This window comes from Streptomyces sp. CLCI03 (genome assembly GCF_053615355.1).
The window spans coordinates 5,223,048-5,238,730 of the sequence record NZ_CM132132.1 but is presented as its reverse complement, the minus strand read 5'-3'; the positions used below and the strand labels follow the sequence as shown (position 1 = coordinate 5,238,730).

14 protein-coding genes are annotated in these 15,683 nt (G+C 73.5%); 7 read left to right on the top strand and 7 right to left on the bottom strand.

The window, feature by feature from the left end:
• The first annotated feature begins 38 nt into the window (after positions 1-38).
• On the top strand, positions 39-1,160 hold the full coding sequence (locus ACWG52_RS24160; protein ID WP_453125881.1) for a sulfite oxidase: 1,122 nt from the start codon (positions 39-41) through the stop codon (positions 1,158-1,160).
• Between the two features lie 54 nt (positions 1,161-1,214).
• Here ACWG52_RS24160 and ACWG52_RS24155 read toward each other — a convergent pair whose 3' ends face one another.
• Positions 1,215-1,688: a phospholipase gene (locus tag ACWG52_RS24155; RefSeq protein WP_389811552.1), complete on the bottom strand. Its 474-nt coding sequence runs from the start codon at positions 1,686-1,688 to the stop codon at positions 1,215-1,217.
• Positions 1,689-1,879: 191 nt separating this feature from the next.
• On the opposite strand from ACWG52_RS24155, the gene ACWG52_RS24150 reads away from it, so the two are divergent.
• Positions 1,880-2,401 carry a hypothetical protein gene (locus tag ACWG52_RS24150; RefSeq protein WP_389811549.1) on the top strand — a complete coding sequence of 174 codons (522 nt, stop codon included), beginning with the start codon at positions 1,880-1,882 and terminating at the stop codon, positions 2,399-2,401.
• A gap of 82 nt (positions 2,402-2,483) precedes the next feature.
• On the opposite strand, the gene ACWG52_RS24145 is transcribed toward ACWG52_RS24150, so the two are convergent.
• Positions 2,484-3,254: an alpha/beta fold hydrolase gene (locus tag ACWG52_RS24145; protein ID WP_389811546.1), complete on the bottom strand. Its 771-nt coding sequence runs from the start codon at positions 3,252-3,254 to the stop codon at positions 2,484-2,486.
• Positions 3,255-3,349: 95 nt separating this feature from the next.
• Here ACWG52_RS24145 and ACWG52_RS24140 point away from each other — a divergent pair, with 95 nt between their 5' ends.
• The 5 genes from ACWG52_RS24140 (at position 3,350) to ACWG52_RS24120 (ending at position 9,569) form a co-directional block, all read left to right on the top strand.
• The gene (locus ACWG52_RS24140; protein WP_371589811.1) at positions 3,350-3,799 is read left to right on the top strand and encodes a GNAT family N-acetyltransferase; all 450 of its coding nucleotides are present in this window, start codon (positions 3,350-3,352) and stop codon (positions 3,797-3,799) included.
• A gap of 157 nt (positions 3,800-3,956) precedes the next feature.
• The gene (locus ACWG52_RS24135; protein WP_389811544.1) at positions 3,957-5,633 is read left to right on the top strand and encodes a serine/threonine-protein kinase; all 1,677 of its coding nucleotides are present in this window, start codon (positions 3,957-3,959) and stop codon (positions 5,631-5,633) included.
• A gap of 121 nt (positions 5,634-5,754) precedes the next feature.
• Complete coding sequence (locus ACWG52_RS24130) at positions 5,755-6,924, top strand: S8 family peptidase (protein ID WP_453125878.1); 1,170 nt, start codon at positions 5,755-5,757, stop codon at positions 6,922-6,924.
• Positions 6,925-7,134: 210 nt separating this feature from the next.
• On the top strand, positions 7,135-8,430 hold the full coding sequence (locus ACWG52_RS24125; protein ID WP_389811539.1) for a hypothetical protein: 1,296 nt from the start codon (positions 7,135-7,137) through the stop codon (positions 8,428-8,430).
• 86 nt (positions 8,431-8,516) lie between these two features.
• On the top strand, positions 8,517-9,569 hold the full coding sequence (locus ACWG52_RS24120) for a WxL protein peptidoglycan domain-containing protein (protein WP_453125876.1): 1,053 nt from the start codon (positions 8,517-8,519) through the stop codon (positions 9,567-9,569).
• A gap of 36 nt (positions 9,570-9,605) precedes the next feature.
• Here ACWG52_RS24120 and ACWG52_RS24115 read toward each other — a convergent pair whose 3' ends face one another.
• The 5 genes from ACWG52_RS24115 to iolC all read right to left on the bottom strand — a co-directional run bounded on the left by ACWG52_RS24115 (position 9,606) and on the right by iolC (position 15,679).
• Positions 9,606-10,355: a hypothetical protein gene (locus ACWG52_RS24115; protein WP_453125874.1), complete on the bottom strand. Its 750-nt coding sequence runs from the start codon at positions 10,353-10,355 to the stop codon at positions 9,606-9,608.
• An 81-nt stretch (positions 10,356-10,436) separates the two neighbouring features.
• Positions 10,437-11,936, bottom strand: coding sequence for a CoA-acylating methylmalonate-semialdehyde dehydrogenase (locus ACWG52_RS24110; RefSeq protein WP_453125872.1), 1,500 nt, complete (start codon positions 11,934-11,936; stop codon positions 10,437-10,439).
• A gap of 11 nt (positions 11,937-11,947) precedes the next feature.
• Positions 11,948-13,822 (bottom strand): 3D-(3,5/4)-trihydroxycyclohexane-1,2-dione acylhydrolase (decyclizing), encoded by a 1,875-nt coding sequence (gene iolD / locus ACWG52_RS24105; protein WP_453125870.1) that lies wholly within the window; start codon positions 13,820-13,822, stop codon positions 11,948-11,950.
• Positions 13,819-14,691, bottom strand: coding sequence for a 5-deoxy-glucuronate isomerase (gene iolB, locus ACWG52_RS24100; protein WP_389811982.1), 873 nt, complete (start codon positions 14,689-14,691; stop codon positions 13,819-13,821). The genes iolD and iolB overlap by 4 nt, the downstream gene beginning before the upstream one ends.
• 7 nt (positions 14,692-14,698) lie before the next feature.
• Positions 14,699-15,679, bottom strand: coding sequence for a 5-dehydro-2-deoxygluconokinase (iolC, locus tag ACWG52_RS24095; protein ID WP_389811529.1), 981 nt, complete (start codon positions 15,677-15,679; stop codon positions 14,699-14,701).
• Positions 15,680-15,683 lie beyond the last annotated feature (4 nt).

Here is a 15,683-nt window from a genome sequence, read left to right as displayed (position 1 = left end):
GGTGGCGCGGCGGCGCAGGCACGCGCGACCATGAGGAGATGGAGCAGCCGTCGGTGCGGGACGTCAGCACCCCGGGCCGCATCGCGTCGCCCGGCGAGGGCATCGGCCCGGACGAGTTGGCGCTCGCGGCCCGCAACCACGGACTCCCGCTGGAGGCCCTGCGCTACGAGGTCACACCGCCGGGACTGCACTACGTCCTGGTCCACTACGACATCCCCGCCGCCGACCCGGCCGGATGGTCCCTCACCGTCGGCGGCCGGGTGCGTACCCCGCTGGCCCTGGACCTCGCCGCGCTGCACGCGTTCCCCACGGTCACCCACCGCGTCACGATGGAGTGCGCGGGCAACGGCCGGGCCCGCCTGACACCCCGGCCGGTCAGCCAGCCGTGGCTGGTCGAGGCGGTGGGGACCGCCGACTGGACGGGCGTACCGCTGCGTCTGGTGCTCGCCGAGGCCGGGGTGCGGCCGGACGCCGTCGAGGCCGTGTTCACCGGCGCCGACCACGGGGTCGAGCGCGGCGTCGAGCAGGACTACCGGCGCAGCCTGCCCGTGGCCGCCGCCGCCGGGGACGACCCCGAGGTGCTGATCGCCCACACGATGAACGGCCTGCCCCTGCCCCCGCAGCACGGGTGTCCGCTGCGGCTGGTCGTCCCCGGCTGGTACGGCATGGCGCACGTCAAATGGCTGCGCGAGATCACCCTCGTGGACGCGCCGTTCACCGGGTTCCAGCAGGCCGTGGCCTACCGCTACCGGTCGGCCGCCGACGATCCGGACGGCCCCGGCGAGCCGGTCACCCGGATCGCGCCGCGCGCCCTGATGGTCCCGCCGGGATTCCCCGACTTCATGTCCCGCACCCGCGTCGTGCGCCCCGGCCCGGTACCGCTGGAGGGGCGGGCCTGGTCCGGCCACGGGGCCGTCGACCGGGTGGAGGTGAGCGCCGACGGGGGCGGCACGTGGATCCGGGCCGAGGTCGCGCCGCCGGGGCCGCACCGGTGGGCGTGGCAGGCCTGGTCCTGTGTCTGGGCGGCGGTGCCGGGACGGCACACGCTCACCGTCCGCGCCACGGACGCCGAGGGCGGCACGCAGCCCATCGAACAGCCTTGGAACCGGGGCGGTTTCGGCAACAACCTGGTCCAGGAGGTCCCGGTACTGTGCTGCTGAGGCGCTCCGCTCCCGTCGGCGGCGCGCGCCGTCGGCCGTGCGCTCCCCGGGCGATCAGGAGATGCCGAGAAGCCGGACCGCCTGGTAGTAGGTCCACGCGGTGCCCTCGCAGGAGCTCCTGCGGGAGCCCGAGTAGTGTGCGCAGACCCGCTTGAGGTCCGCGTGGAACGCGAGGTCCAGCCGGGTCTTGGCGGCCGGGAACAGCCCCGCAGCACGGTGGTTGCGGTAGCCGAAGTCGTGGCGCGCGCAGGCGTCCGCGAAGGGGAAGCCGAGGGGGTTGTCGGGGGACGAGGTGCAGTGGTCCGTCGACCAGTCGAAGCCGTACGCCGCCCAGGCCACCCGGTGCGCGCGGGCCTCGGCCCATTCCTGGTAGCTGGCGGCGCTGGTCTGCGTCCAGCGGCTCAGCACCTGCGGCTTGTCGGCCGGGACCTGCGGCGCCGACCAGGCGGCCGGGGCGAGGGCGAGCACCGCGGTGGCGGTGGCGGTGGCGAGGGCCGGGACGAGAGCGGGGAGGCGGCGACGGCGCATGGGGTTCCTCGGTGCCGGGGCGGACGGATCACCTCCGGCCAACTCCCCCGGAGGCCTCTCGGTTACTGCGCGTCGACGCACGCGGACCGGACACCCTCCCAGGTATGAGTCCGTATGGGACCTGCGGCGCAGTCCCGGTTCGTCCTGAGGAGGGACGCGCGACGGGGGCCCGGCCACCGAGACTGGAAAGCATGAACCGCCGCCCGCTCGTCGTCGCCGCAGCCACCGTGGGAGTCATCGCCACCGCCGCCTTCGCGCTGCCCAACCTGCCGCCCAATCCCGTGACCGACAAAATTGACAGCAAGGTGTACAAGGAGGCGGGCAAGCGCTTCGCGAGCGCCGCCGACGCCCCCACACGCGAGAAGGCGCCGTTCGCCCTGCCGTCCTGGATACCCAAGGACGCCACCGATGTCCGGATACGCATACGCACGAGCGGCGAGGCCCGGATGATCCGGTTCACCCTCGGCGCGACCCCGCTGGACGCCCCCCGGTGCGACACGGGCCCGCCGAAGCAGATGGGCGCCCCGGCTCTGCACGCCAGGTGGTGGCCGGGCAGCCTGCGGGAAGGCGTGCGGGCCGAGTGCCGGGGTGCCCTCCAGTACCAGGTCGCGGTGCGCGGCAAGCAGGTCTACGCCTGGACGGACGGCACCCCGTCCCCGGGCTCCGTGGGGCCCCAGGACGGCGCCGCCTCCACGCCCCGGACCCAGGGCTGACCGCCCGGCGCGCCCGCCCGCGCGGCACGCCCGGCCCGGACCGGACCGCTCGGTCGCGGGCCGGGGCCGCGGCGGTGGCCCGTCAGTCGCGGGCCAGGGCCGCCGCGGTGGCCCGGGCGAAGCCTTCCGGGTTGTCGAGCATGATGTTGTGCCCGCAGTCGGGAACGGACACCACGGCCACGCCCGAGGCTTCGAGGGCGTCGGTGCCCGGGAGCGGGCCGTCCGCCTCGGGCAGCAGGTAGGTGCGCGGGATCCTCGACTCCAGCAGCAGCTCACGCATGGTGGGCCTGGTGCCCGCGGCCAGGTGGACGGCCGTGCGGTACAGGGCCGTTCGGTCGGTCAGCCGCATCGTGGACCACCAGTGCGCGCCGACCCGGTCCCGGACCTCGGCCCAGCCACCGGCCAGGAACTCCTCCTCGGTGTAGGAGGCGATCCCGCTGCTGCCCGGCATGACGGGAACGGTCCGCTGCGGATCCAGGTTGGCGTCGACGAGCACCAGCCGGGACACCAGGTGGGGGTGCCGGTGCGCGAGCACGATGGCCACGGCTCCGCCCATGCTGTGGGCGATCAGTTCGGCCGCCTCCACCCCGGCCTCGGTGAGGGCGGCCGCCAGCGCGTCGGCGTGCCCTTCGAGGGTGTAGTCGAACTCCTCGGGCCGGTCGCTGTGCCCGTGGCCCAGCAGATCGACCAGCAGCGAACGCCGCCCCGCCAGCAGCGGATGGGTGGCGCTCGCCGCGAAGTAGGCGGGTGAGGTGGAGCCGAGCCCGTGCACGTACACCCGGGCCGGCTCCTCCCCCGCCAGCTCGACCCAGCGGATCCGGTCGCCCTCGGGCGTGACCACGGCGTTCCTCACGATGCTCCCCCTCAAGTCCTCGACAGCCGCAACAGGCTAAGGGCTGCCCGGACGCGGGCGGGTGCCGAGGCCGCCACGCCGTGCCCGTACATCGGCTGACCATCCGTCATGTGCGCACTATCGTGACGGCCATGGACATCCGCCGGGCCCTCACCCCTGCCGAGCTCGAAGCAGCCGAGTCCCTCTTCGACGGGCCCGCCCGCACGGAGTGGTCCGAGCGCTTCCTCGCCGCCCCGGGACATCTGATGCTCATCGCCTACGTCGACGGCGTGCCCGCCGGGATGGTCTCCGGCATCGAGATGAGCCACCCCGACAAGGGCACCGAGATGTGCCTGTACGAGCTGTCCGTGGACGAGGGGTACCGTCGCCGCGGCATCGGCCGCGACCTGACCCTGGCCCTCGCCGAGGAGGCCAAGGCCCGTGGCTGCTACGGGATGTGGGTGGGGGTCGACACCGACAACGAGGCCGCTCTGGCCACCTACGATGCCGCCGGCGCCCGCGACGAGGGAGTCTTCTCGATGCGCGGCTGGCCCCTCGCCCCCTAGGGCCGGTCTTTCGGATCAGGCCGGGCCCGCGACGCACCACGCGCGCGCCCGCGCAACGCCCCGCGCACCGCCTCCCCGGCAACCTCCGTCCTCCGCCCGGCGCTTAGGGTGTTCGCTGGTCGCCCCGTCGGTCGACCGGGGGATCGGGGGAGGGCAGATGAACAGCGCGACCGAGGTGTTCGAGCCGCTGCGGGCGGACGATCCGTCCACCGTGGCCGGATATCGCATCGCGGCCCGGCTCGGTGCGGGCGGCATGGGCCGGGTCTACCTGTCCCACACCCAGGGCGGCCGCCCGGTGGCGATCAAGGTCGTACGCCCGGAACTGGCCGAGGACCCGGCGTTCCGACGGCGGTTCCGCCGCGAGGTGGAGGCCGCCCGACGGGTCCGGGGCGCGTACACCGCCGAGTTGATCGACGCCGACGCGGACGCTGCGACGCCTTGGCTGGCCACCCTCTACGTACCCGGGCCCTCGCTCTCGCAGGCCGTGACCCGGCGCGGGCCGCTGCCCGTGCCCGCCGTGCTGTGGCTGATGGCGGGTGTGGCCGAGGCGCTGCAGGCCATCCATGGTGCGGGCATCGTGCACCGCGACCTGAAGCCGTCGAACGTGCTCCTGGCCGCCGACGGGCCCCGCGTCATCGACTTCGGGATCTCGCTGGCGTCCGACACCACCGCGCACACCGCCACGGGCGCCACCATCGGAACGCCCCAGTACATGGCCCCCGAGCAGGCGTCGGCGGGTGAGGTCACCGCGGCCGCCGACGTGTTCGCGCTGGGCCAGACCGCGGCGTTCGCCGCGCTGGGCGAGCCGCTGTACGGCACCGGCCCCTCCGCCACCGTGCTGTACCGGATCGTGCACTCCGAGCCCGACCTGTCCCGGGTCCCGCAGGAGCTTCGTCCGCTGCTCGCCCGGTGCCTGGCCACCGATCCGCAGGAGCGGGCCACCCCCGCGGAGATCGTGGCGTGGTGCAGGAAGGAACTGGGCGAGGACGCCGACGCGGACGGCGGCCCGGCGCTCTGGCGCGAGGTGACCGGACCGCAGGTGACGGTCCCGGAGCCCGTGCAGGAGCCGATACCGATGCCGATGCCGATACCGATGCGGCTTCCCGCGTCCGGTCCGGCTCCGCTCGCCGGGCACACGATGCACCAGGTGTGGCAGCCTCCGGAGCCGGCGGCTCCGGAAGGGCCGGAGCAGCGGCGCAGGCGCCGACGGCGCAACGCCCTGGTCGCCGCCGTGTCGATCGTGACGGTCGCCGTGCTGCTGGGCGCCGCTTGGTCGGTCGTCGACCGGGCGGCGGACAACCTGCGCGACCGCGCGAAGTCCCCGACGGACAAGGGGACCTCGGCGGGTCCGGCCGGCTCGGCGAGCTCCGACCCGACCCGCAAGTCCGCCGAAGCCGCGGCGCAGGCCGGCCCGACCCCGAGCCCGAGCCCGAGCCCGACCCCGAGCGTTGCCCCGAAGGCCTTCCCCTACCCCGGGTTGCGCCTGGACGACAGCAACTCGGTGGGCATCAAGGAACCGGTCGAGCGCGCCACCCGCTCCGGGGACCTGCGACTGGACTGCGACCGGGTGGACTGCGAACTGCAGAGCGACACCAGTGTGATCGTCCAGCTGTCGGGCAAGCCGAACGGCTCCCTCGAATCCTGTCGGGCCGCCCTCGACGGCAAGGGCACGAGAAGCCAGTCACTGAACAGTGCGGCGGCCGGCAGCGAGTTCTGTGTCAAGCACCGGTCGGGGGACATCGCGCTGCTCGTGCTCACGATCAAGTCGACCCCGTGGTTGGAGAACCTGCCGAGCTTCCTGATGGCGGACATGACGGTCTGGCGCGTGGCCTGACGGAGCGGTCGGCCGCCCACGCCGGGCCGGTCCCCCGGATCCACCCGCGCCGCGGCGTGTCGTGCGCCCACTCGGCGCACCCTCCGCGCGCCCGGGCCCCCGCTCGCCGAACATCGGCCGCATGACCGCATTCGCCGTGTTCCTCCCCGCCGCCGCCCTGCTCGCGGCCACCGTCACGGGTTCGCCTCCGGCTCCGGACGCCGACGCCACCGCCCCCTACGTCGTCGTCCTCAAGGACACCACCTCCCGCGCGCCGACCCGTGCCCTGGCCGCCGAGGCGGTGGACGCCGGCGACGAGGTCGGACCCGTCTACGAGGCCGCCCTGAACGGCTTCGCCGTCCGCACCACGGCCGCCCGGGCCGCCGCCCTGGCCGCCGACCCGCGGGTGGCGTCCGTGGAGCCCGACGCGGAGTTCCACACCACCGACGAACTCCCGACCGGGCTGCAGACCCCCGCGCCCTGGTCGCTGGACCGGATCGACCAGCGCGAACTCCCGCTCGACGGCTCGTACACGTACCCCGGCAGGGCCGAGGGCGTCACCGTCTACGTCCTCGACACCGGTATCAACACCGGCCACCGGGAGTTCGGCGGCCGCGCCCGGGCCGGCTACAACGCGCTGTTCCTCGGCAGCTCCCGCGACTGCAGCGGCCACGGCACGCATGTCGCGGCGACCGTGGGCGGGGAGACGTACGGGGTGGCCAAGGGGGTCTCCCTCGTCGGGGTGAAAGTGGCCGACTGCCGTGGCTCCGCGCCCCTGTCGGCGATCCTCAAGGGCGTCGACTGGGTGGTGAAGGACGCCGCCAAGGCCCCGACCACCCCGGCCGTGGCCAACATGAGCATCGGCGGCAGCCGCAGCCGGGCGCTCGACACCGCGGTGATCCGGGCCGTGGCCAAGGGGATCACCTTCACCGTGGCCGCCGGGAACGACGGCAAGAACGCCTGTGGCGGATCCCCTGCCGCCGTCCCCCAGGCCCTCACGGTCGGGGCGACCGACGCCGAGGACCGCCGGGCGCCCTTCTCCGACCACGGCCCCTGCGTGGACCTCTCGGCGCCCGGCGTGCGCATCACCTCGGCCTGGAAGGACTCCACCACCGCCACGGCCCGCGCCTCCGGCACCTCGATGGCCGCCCCGCACGTGGCCGGGGTCGCCGCGCTCGTCCTGGCGCGCGGTACGGCGCGCACCCCGGCGCAGGTGTCCGCGGAACTGCTGCGCAGCGCCGTGTCCGACCACATCACCGGGCTCCCGGCCGGCACCCCGAACCTGCTGCTCCACACCCCCACCGGACGCTAGTCGCCCCTTCCCTCCCACCCCGACCGGTCTGTATTCGACGGGCCATCAGACTCTCCCTGATGGCCCATCAATTTCTGTGTGCTTCGGGCGAAAGCAAGTCATTGACTTCTCATCACGGCGACGCGTCAATATCGGCCACCGCACCGGCTCGGCCTCCCCCACACAGCGGGTGGGGGGAGGGGTTCGTCATGACGAAGGAGTCGCGACCCAGTGAGTACGAGAACGCTTCGACGAAGAGTGCTGGCCGGGGCGGGAGCCCTGTCTCTGGCCCTGACGGGCGGCGTGGTGGCCCTGACGGGATCCGCGCAGGCCGCGACCAAGACCACGGCAGTCTTCGAGAACTGCGACGCCCCGGCGCCGCAGCCGGACGGCTCCGGCAACCAGAACTTCACGGTCACCCTGCCCGACGGCGCCAAGGCCGGTGACGTCGTCCCGATCACGATCGACCCGGGTGCGAGCCCCCTGATCCCCTCGTTCTCCGTCACCACGGTGAACACGTCCAAGATCACCCTCAAGGTCGGGACCACCACCCAGGTGGTCACCAGCCCGCCGGAGACCGTCTCGGTCATCGCCGGGCAGCCGCTCGACCCCAAGGCGTTCTCCGGAACCATCAGGATCCCGGACGGCACCGAGGGCACCACGGTCCAGGTCGCCCTCGACCTGGCGGTGACCGACGCGGACCTGTCCGGTTCGGTCTTCACCACCACCTGTACCCCGGCGCCGCGTCCGAGCGCCTCGCTCGGCTCGGTCGCGGTCGAGGCCCTGCCCAAGGACCCGGTCACCACGAAGCTGACGCCCAACAGCGGCCCGGCGGGCACCGCCGTCACCGTGACCGGCGCCAACTTCCCGGCCGGTCCGGTCGCCTGTTCCGCCCTGCTCGCGGGCACCGCGACCGGTGACACCGGTACGGGCACGGCGGACGCGTCCGGCGCGGCCACCTGCAACGTCACGGTCACCAAGAAGGCCGACGCGATCAGGATCGACGGTTCGATCACCCCGTACAAGGCCTTCGTGTTCCTGGAGGAGCAGGCCGGTGTGAAGAATCCGGTCGACGTCGAGGTCCTGCCCGGTCCGCTGGGCCTGGGCCCGAAGGACGGCCAGCCGGCCGTCAGCTTCGGCGCGGTCACCATCAACGGCAAGGCCCAGTCGGTGGTCGGCGTCTTCAACGCCGCGACCGTCCAGGACTTCCGCGGCGGCTCGCTCGGCTGGGACGTGACGGCGACGCGCACGCCGTTCCTGAACCAGACCACCGGCCACTCGATGGCTAAGGCGCAGATCGGCATCCAGCCGTCCTGCACCGTGACCAACCCGGACAGCCCGAGCACCTGCACCGCGGGTACCCCGGGCGCGATCTCCGACGTCCCGATGAAGGTGGCCTCCCAGGCCGCCGGCGGGGACGAGCTGACCGGCGGTGAGTTCGCCGTCGGCGGCGCCGGAATGATCCAGCTCCCGCCCTTCATGTTCGCGGACACCTACCAGACGGTCGTGACCTTCTCGATCGCCTGACCCGTACGGCCGCTCGACCCAGGGTGGTGCGGCGCTCCGGCGCCGCACCACCCCTTTCCCCTTTCCGCGCCCACTGGAGACCGCCCATGCCCACCCGCAGCCGCACCCGTCGTCGCACCCGCACCCTTCTGTACGGTCTGCTCCTCGGCCTGCTGCTCGGCGGCGCGGGCCTGCTGCCGGCCACCGCGGCGCGCGCCGCGGACAACGGCACGTGGGGAGTGTTCCCCACGCCGGCGGCCGGCGCGGCGATGACCGACCGCGCGTACTTCTTCCATCAGGGCACGGCCGGGAGCACGCTGAGCGACAGCGTGACGATCGTGAACTCCTCCGACAAGGAGTTGACGTTCCAGGTCTTCGCCACCGACGCCGTGAACACCCCGGCGGGCGGCGCCTTCGCGCTGCTGCCGGTGGAGACGAAACCGAAGGACGTCGGCGCCTGGATCGCGCTGGCGCCGGAGACCGCGAGCACCGTCACCGTGCCCGCCAAGAGGCGCAAGGACATTCCGTTCTCCGTGAAGGTCCCGGCGGACGCGACGCCCGGCGACCACGTCGGCGGGATCGTCGCCCTGGGCACCTCCGTGGAGGGCGTGCAGCGGGAGGGCAAGGTCCAGGTCGGGGTGAAGCGCTCGGTCGGCGCCCGGCTCTACTTCCGGGTGCCGGGGCCGGTCACGGCGGGGCTGAGCGTGGAGGACGTACGGGTCAGCCGCTCGGCGCCGCTGCTGCCGTGGGTCAAGAACGCCCGCGCGACGGTCTCGTACGCGCTGGTCAACCGGGGCAACGTGGTCGTCGAGCCCACGGTGGCGGTGTCCGCGGAGGGGTTGTTCGGGCGGACGGTGCTGAACAGGCCCGCCCGCGAGCTGAAGCTGACCCTGCTGCCGGGCCAACGGATCGAGCTGTCCGAACCGTGGCCGGACGCCCCCCAGTCGGACTGGGTGACCGTGAAGGTCACGGCGGGCGCGGCCGCCCACCCCGACCTGGTGTCGGTGTCCGAGACCGACTTCGTCGCCGTGCCCTGGCCGGCCGTCGGACTGCTCCTGGTCCTGGCGGGCGCGGGCGCCACGGTGTGGGTGCTGCGCCGCCGTCGCCGGGTGGCGGGCGAACAGCCGCACCCCGTACCGGACCTGGCCCGGACGCCCTGACCGGTACGGACGCCCGCGGTTGACGGCGCCGGTCGGTCACGGCACGCGCAGCCCCTGCTCCGCGGTGTCGGCCAGCTCCCGCACCTGGTCCTGGGTCAGGCGTCGGACGTCCCGGACGAGGCCGGCCACCTCGACGGCGGCCCGCGGCGGCGGACGGTGTCCGTCGGGCAGGCCGGTGCCGGTCAGTACGGCGAGGTCGTCGGCGGGAATGCCGAGCACGGTCGCGTAGTCGGCCTGGAGTTCGGGGCTCAGCTCCACCTCGCCCCAGCCCACCTGCCCGTACGTGGCCGCGGACCAGTACCGGCCGGTCAGGGACAGGAACACCTTCGCTCCGGCCGACCATCCCAGGTTCCGGTTGGCGAGCAGGCGCATGAGCAGTCCGCCGGGACCCGGCGGATACTGCTCCCACGGGCGTGGTTCCGGGGTCGGCCGGGTGCGGTCCTGCCGCGGCAGTGCCGCCGCCAGCCGGCGCAACCGTTCCTGCTCCTGCCGCGGCAGGCCCATCGCGTGCAGGGCGAGAACGGCCGCCACTCCCCCGGCGTCCGGGTCGAGGGGCGTCATCTCCTGCGGCAGGGCCACGGAGGCGATGACGAACAGGTCCTCGGCGTGCAGCTGGAGCGCGGGGGCGAGCCGGAGCAGCAGCGCCGGCTCGGGCGCCGCTCCGTCGCAGACGGCCCGAAGCTCGGTGTCCGGGACCGCGGACAGCCGGGCCAGGCCGTCGACGCCCAGCCCGCGGCGCTCCGCCAGCCGGGTCAACAGCACGCTGAAATGTGGGAGTTCTGCCATACGGGTCAGCGTAGACGGGAGGGAACGGCGGCAGCCCCCGGCCGGGGGAAGGTGGCCGGGGGCTGCTGGGGGCGGGGCGGGTCAGTGGTTGCGGGGGAAGCCCAGGTCCACGCCGAGGTGGCCCTCGGAGGGGTCCGGCCAGCGGGTCGTGACGACCTTGCCGCGGGTGTAGAAGTGGATGCCGTCGTTGCCGTAGATGTGGTGGTCGCCGAAGAGCGAGTCCTTCCAGCCACCGAAGGAGTGGTAGCCCACCGGCACCGGGATCGGCACGTTGACGCCGACCATGCCGGCCTCGATCTCCAGCTGGAAGCGGCGGGCGGCGCCGCCGTCGCGGGTGAAGATCGCGGTGCCGTTGCCGAACGGCGAGGCGTTGATGAGGGCCACGCCCTCCTCGTAGGTCTCGGCGCGCAGCACGCACAGGACCGGGCCGAAGATCTCGTCGCGGTAGGCGTCGGAGTCGGTCTTCACGCGGTCCAGCAGGGACAGGCCGATCCAGTAGCCGTTCTCGTTGCCCTCGACCGTGTAGCCGGTGCCGTCGAGGACGACCTCGGCACCCTGGTCGGCCGCGCCCTTCACGTACGAGGCGACCTTGTCGCGGTGGGCCGCGGTGATCAGCGGGCCCATCTCGGAGGTCGGGTCGTTGCCGGGGCCGATCTTGATCTTCTCGGCGCGCTCGCGGATCTTCTCGACGAGCTCGTCGCCGATCGCGCCGACGGCCACCACGGCGGAGATCGCCATGCAGCGCTCACCGGCCGAACCGTAGGCAGCGGACACGGCCGCGTCGGCGGCGGCGTCCAGGTCGGCGTCCGGCAGCACCAGCATGTGGTTCTTGGCGCCGCCCAGGGCCTGGACGCGCTTGCCGTTGGCCGAGGCGGTGGTGTGGATGTGGCGGGCGATCGGGGTCGATCCGACGAAGGAGACGGCCGCGATGCCGGGGTGGGCGAGCAGCGCGTCGACGGCCACCTTGTCGCCGTGGACCACGTTCAGCACGCCCGCCGGGAGGCCGGCCTCGGTGGCCAGCTCGGCGAGCTTGTTGGCGGCCGACGGGTCCTTCTCGCTGGGCTTGAGGATGAAGGTGTTTCCGCAGGCCACGGCCAGCGGGAACATCCACATCGGGACCATCGCCGGGAAGTTGAACGGGGTGATGCCGGCGACGACGCCCAGCGGCTGGCGGATCGAGGAGACGTCCACCCGGTTGGAGACCGACGTGGACAGCTCGCCCTTGAGCTGCGTGGTGATGCCGCAGGCCAGCTCGACGATCTCCAGGCCTCGGGCGACCTCGCCCAGCGCGTCCGAGTGGACCTTGCCGTGCTCGGCGGTGATCAGGGCGGCGATCTCGTCGCGGTTGGCGTCCAGCAGGGCGCGGTAGGCGAACAGCACCTTGGTGCGGGCGGCCAGCGAGGACTGGCCCCAGCTGAGGTAGGCCTCCCGGGCGACCTGTACGGCCGCGTCGACCTCGTCGGCCGAGGCGAGCGCCACCTGGGTGGTGACCTCGCCGGTGGCCGGGTCGGTGACCGGGCCGTAGTTGCCCGACGCGCCCTCGACGGTCTTGCCACCGATCCAGTGGTTGACGGTCTTCATGCCTTGCTCCTTCACAGATGGCGACGTCGCTGCGCGGCTTGCCGGTCGTACTCTTCACGGGCCGTGGCAGCGGCCTTGCGGGTCGCGGTCTCGGCCACAGGAACATCCCACCACGCCTGTGCCGGGGGTGGGCCCGACACAGTGTCGGGCGTTCGGGTCTGTACGTAGACACATGTGGGGCGGGTCGCCGAGCGGGCCTCGGCGAGGGCTTCGCGCAGGTCACGCGTGGTGCGGGCGCGAAGCACGGCCATCCCGAGGGAACCCGCGTTGGCCGCGAGGTCCACCGGAAGGACGTCCCCCGTATACCCGGAGTCGGGGGCCCGGAAGCGGTAGGCGGTGCCGAATCCCTCACCGCCGACCGCCCCGGACAGGCCGCCGATGGAGGCGTAGCCGTGGTTGTCGAGGATCACCACCTTGATCGGGATCCCCTCCTGGACGGCCGTGACGATCTCGGTCGGGTTCATCAGGTACGTGCCGTCGCCGACCAGCGCCCACACCGGGCGGCCGGGCGCGGCCAACGCCACCCCGATGGCCGCTGGGATCTCGTAGCCCATGCAGGAGTACCCGTACTCCACGTGGTACTGGTCCTGCGACCGGGCCCGCCACAGCTTGTGCAGGTCGCCGGGGAGGGAACCGGCCGCGTTGATCAGGATGTCGGTGTCGTCGACCAGGGCGTCGAGCAGGCCGAGCACCTGGGCCTGGGTGGGCGGGGTGTCCTCCGCCGTCTCCGGGACGGCGTAGGCCAGGTCCACGCGGCTCTCCCAGCGGGCCCGCTCCGCCGCGTACCCCGCTCCGTACGCCGGGTCCGCCCGGTGGCCGCCGACCGAGACCCGGAGCTCGTCGAGCCCCTCGCGGGCGTCGGCGACCAGGGGCAGGGCGGCGAGTTTGTGGGCGTCGTACGGGTCCAGGTTGAGGCCGACGAACCGGACGGCCGGGTTCTGGAAGAGGGTCGCGGAGGCGGTGGTGAAGTCGGTCAGCCGGGTTCCGACGGCGATGACGAGGTCGGCCTCCCGGGCGAGCGCGGCGGCGGCGGAGGTGCCGGTGTGGCCGATCCCGCCCACGTCGGCGGGGTGCCCGTACGGCAGGACGCCCTTGCCCGCCTGGGTGACGGCCACCGGGATCCCCGTGGCCTCGGCGAAGGCGGCCAGGGCCGCACCGGCCTCGCTGTGCCGGACCCCGCCGCCCGCGACGATCAGCGGGCGCGCGGAGCCCCGTACGGCCTCGGCGGCGCGGGCCAGCTCGTGCCGGTCGGGCCGGGGCCGGCGCACGCCCCACACGCGCTCGGCGAAGAACTCCTCGGGCCAGTCGTGGGCCTGCGCCTGTACGTCCTGCGGCAGCGCGAGGGTGACGGCGCCGGTCTGCACGGGGTCGGTGAGCACCCGTACGGCCTGCAGCGCGGCCGGGATCAGGGCCTCGGGGCGGCTGATCCGGTCGAAGTGGCGGGAGACGGGGCGCAGGGTGTCGTTGACGGAGACGTCCCCGGCGTGGGGGACCTCCAACTGCTGGAGCACGGGGTCGGCGGGCCGGGTGGCGAAGGTGTCCCCGGGCAGCAGCAGGACCGGGATCCGGTTGATCGTGGCGAGGGCGGCCCCGGTGACGAGATTGGTGGCGCCGGGGCCGATGGAGGTGGTGACGGCGTGCGCGGAGAGCCGGCCGCTCTGGCGGGCGTACCCGACGGCGGCGTGCACCATGGCCTGCTCGTTGCGGCCCTGGAGGAAGGGCATGACCTCGGGCCCGGTCTCCAGGAGGGCCTGGCCGATGCCGGCCACGTTGCCGTGCCCGAAGATCCCCCAGGTGGCGGCGATCAGCCGGTGCCGGTGCCCGTCGCGCTCGGTGTACTGGCGGGACAGGAAGCGGACCAGCGCCTGCGCGACGGTGAGCCTCATCGGTGGTCCTCCGTTCGGGAGAAGGGCAGCCGGGGGTCGACGTCCTGGCCGTCCCAGCTGCTGCGGATCCAGCCGTGGTCGGGGTGGTCCCGGATCAGCCACTCCCGGGTCGCGCCCGGCCCGGCCATCACGTTCAGGTAGTACATGTCGTGCCCGGGGGCGGCCATGGACGGCCCGTGCCAGCCGTCGGGGATCAGCACCGCGTCCCCGGTCCGCACCTCGGTGAGGATGTCGGTCTCCCCGGCCGGGGAGGGGGTGACGCGCTGGTAGCCGAGCCCGGGGGTGTCCCCGTGCGGGGCGATCTCGAAGTAGTAGATCTCCTCCAGCCGGGACTCCTCGCCGGGGTGGTGCTCGTCGTGTTTGTGGGGCGGGTAGGAGGACCAGTTCCCGCCCGGGGTGAGCACCTCGACGGCGATGAGTCGGTCGCAGTCGAAGCCGTCCGGGCCGGCGGCGGCGAAGTTGTTGACCTGGCGGGAGCAGTGGCCCGCGCCGCGGAGCTCGACGGGGACGTCGGCGGCGGGGCCGTACCGGGCGGGGAGCCGCGTCTCGCACCGTGCCCCGGCGAGGGCGAACCGGCCGCCGGCGGCCGACAGGATCTCCGCGTCCGCGTCCCGCGGCAGGTAGACGAAGTCGGTGGTTCCGCTGAACACCCCTGTCCGCCCGTGCAATTGGAAAACCTCCGGTCCGTTCCCGGGGCTCTGCCCCGGACCCCGCGCCTCACACGCCGGCGAGGCCGGCTTCGGCAGCGCCCGGCAACGGACCTGGCATCCGCCCGACAACGGGAGCACGATCCACTCGCACTCGCCGGACGTGTGCGCGTACACCTCCCCCGGGGCCAGGTCGAGGACCATCAGCCTCGTCCACTCCATCCCCCACTCAGACACCACCGGCACGTCCCAGCACCTCCTCCACCTCGTGAGAGAACGGCATCGCCGCCGCGCACGCCAGTCGTGAGGCGACGATCGCCCCGGCCGCGTTCGCGTACCTCATCACCTTCCCCGGTTCCCACCCCGCCAGCAGTCCATGGCACAGCGCCCCGCCGAACGCGTCCCCCGCGCCCAGCCCGTTGACCACCTCCACCGGCACCGGCGCGACCTCCGCGACCGTGCCGTCGCGGTGGACCGCCAGCACGCCCTCCGGTCCGCGTTTGACGACCGCCAGTTCCACGCCCGCCGCGAGCAGTTCCCGTGCCGCCGCGTGCGGATCCGACGTGCCGGTGGCGATCTCGCACTCCTCCGTGTTGCCCACGGCCACCGTCGCCGACCGCAGCGCCCGCTCGTAGTACGGTCCGGGCTTCTCCCGCCACAGCATCGGCCGCCAGTCCAGGTCGAAGACCGTCGTCCCGGTGCGCGCGCGGGCTTCCAGGGCCGCCAGGGTCGCCGCCCGCGAGGGCTCCTCGCTCAGGCCCGTACCCGTCATCCAGAACACGCGGGCCGCCCGTACCGCCGCGAGGTCCACCTCGTCCACCGTGATCTCCAGGTCCGGCGCCTTCGGCAACCGGTAGAAGTACAGCGGGAAGTGGTCCGGCGGGAAGATCTCGCAGAAGGTGATGGGGGTGGGCAGCCCGGCGACCTCGGCGACCCAGCGGTCGTCCACCCCGAACCCCCGCAGTTCGGAGCGCAGGTACCCGCCGAAGGGGTCCGCGCCGGTACGGGTGATGACCGCGACCCGGCGGCCCAGCCGGGCGGCCGCGACGGCCACGTTGGTCGGGGAGCCGCCCAGGAACTTGCCGAAGGTCTCCGCCTCGGCCAGTGGTACGCCCGTCGTCAACGGGTAGAGATCCACCCCGATCCGGCCCATCGTGATCAGATCGAACGAGAACGGATCGCCGGTGCCGGTCACAGTCAGTCCTCCCATTGGT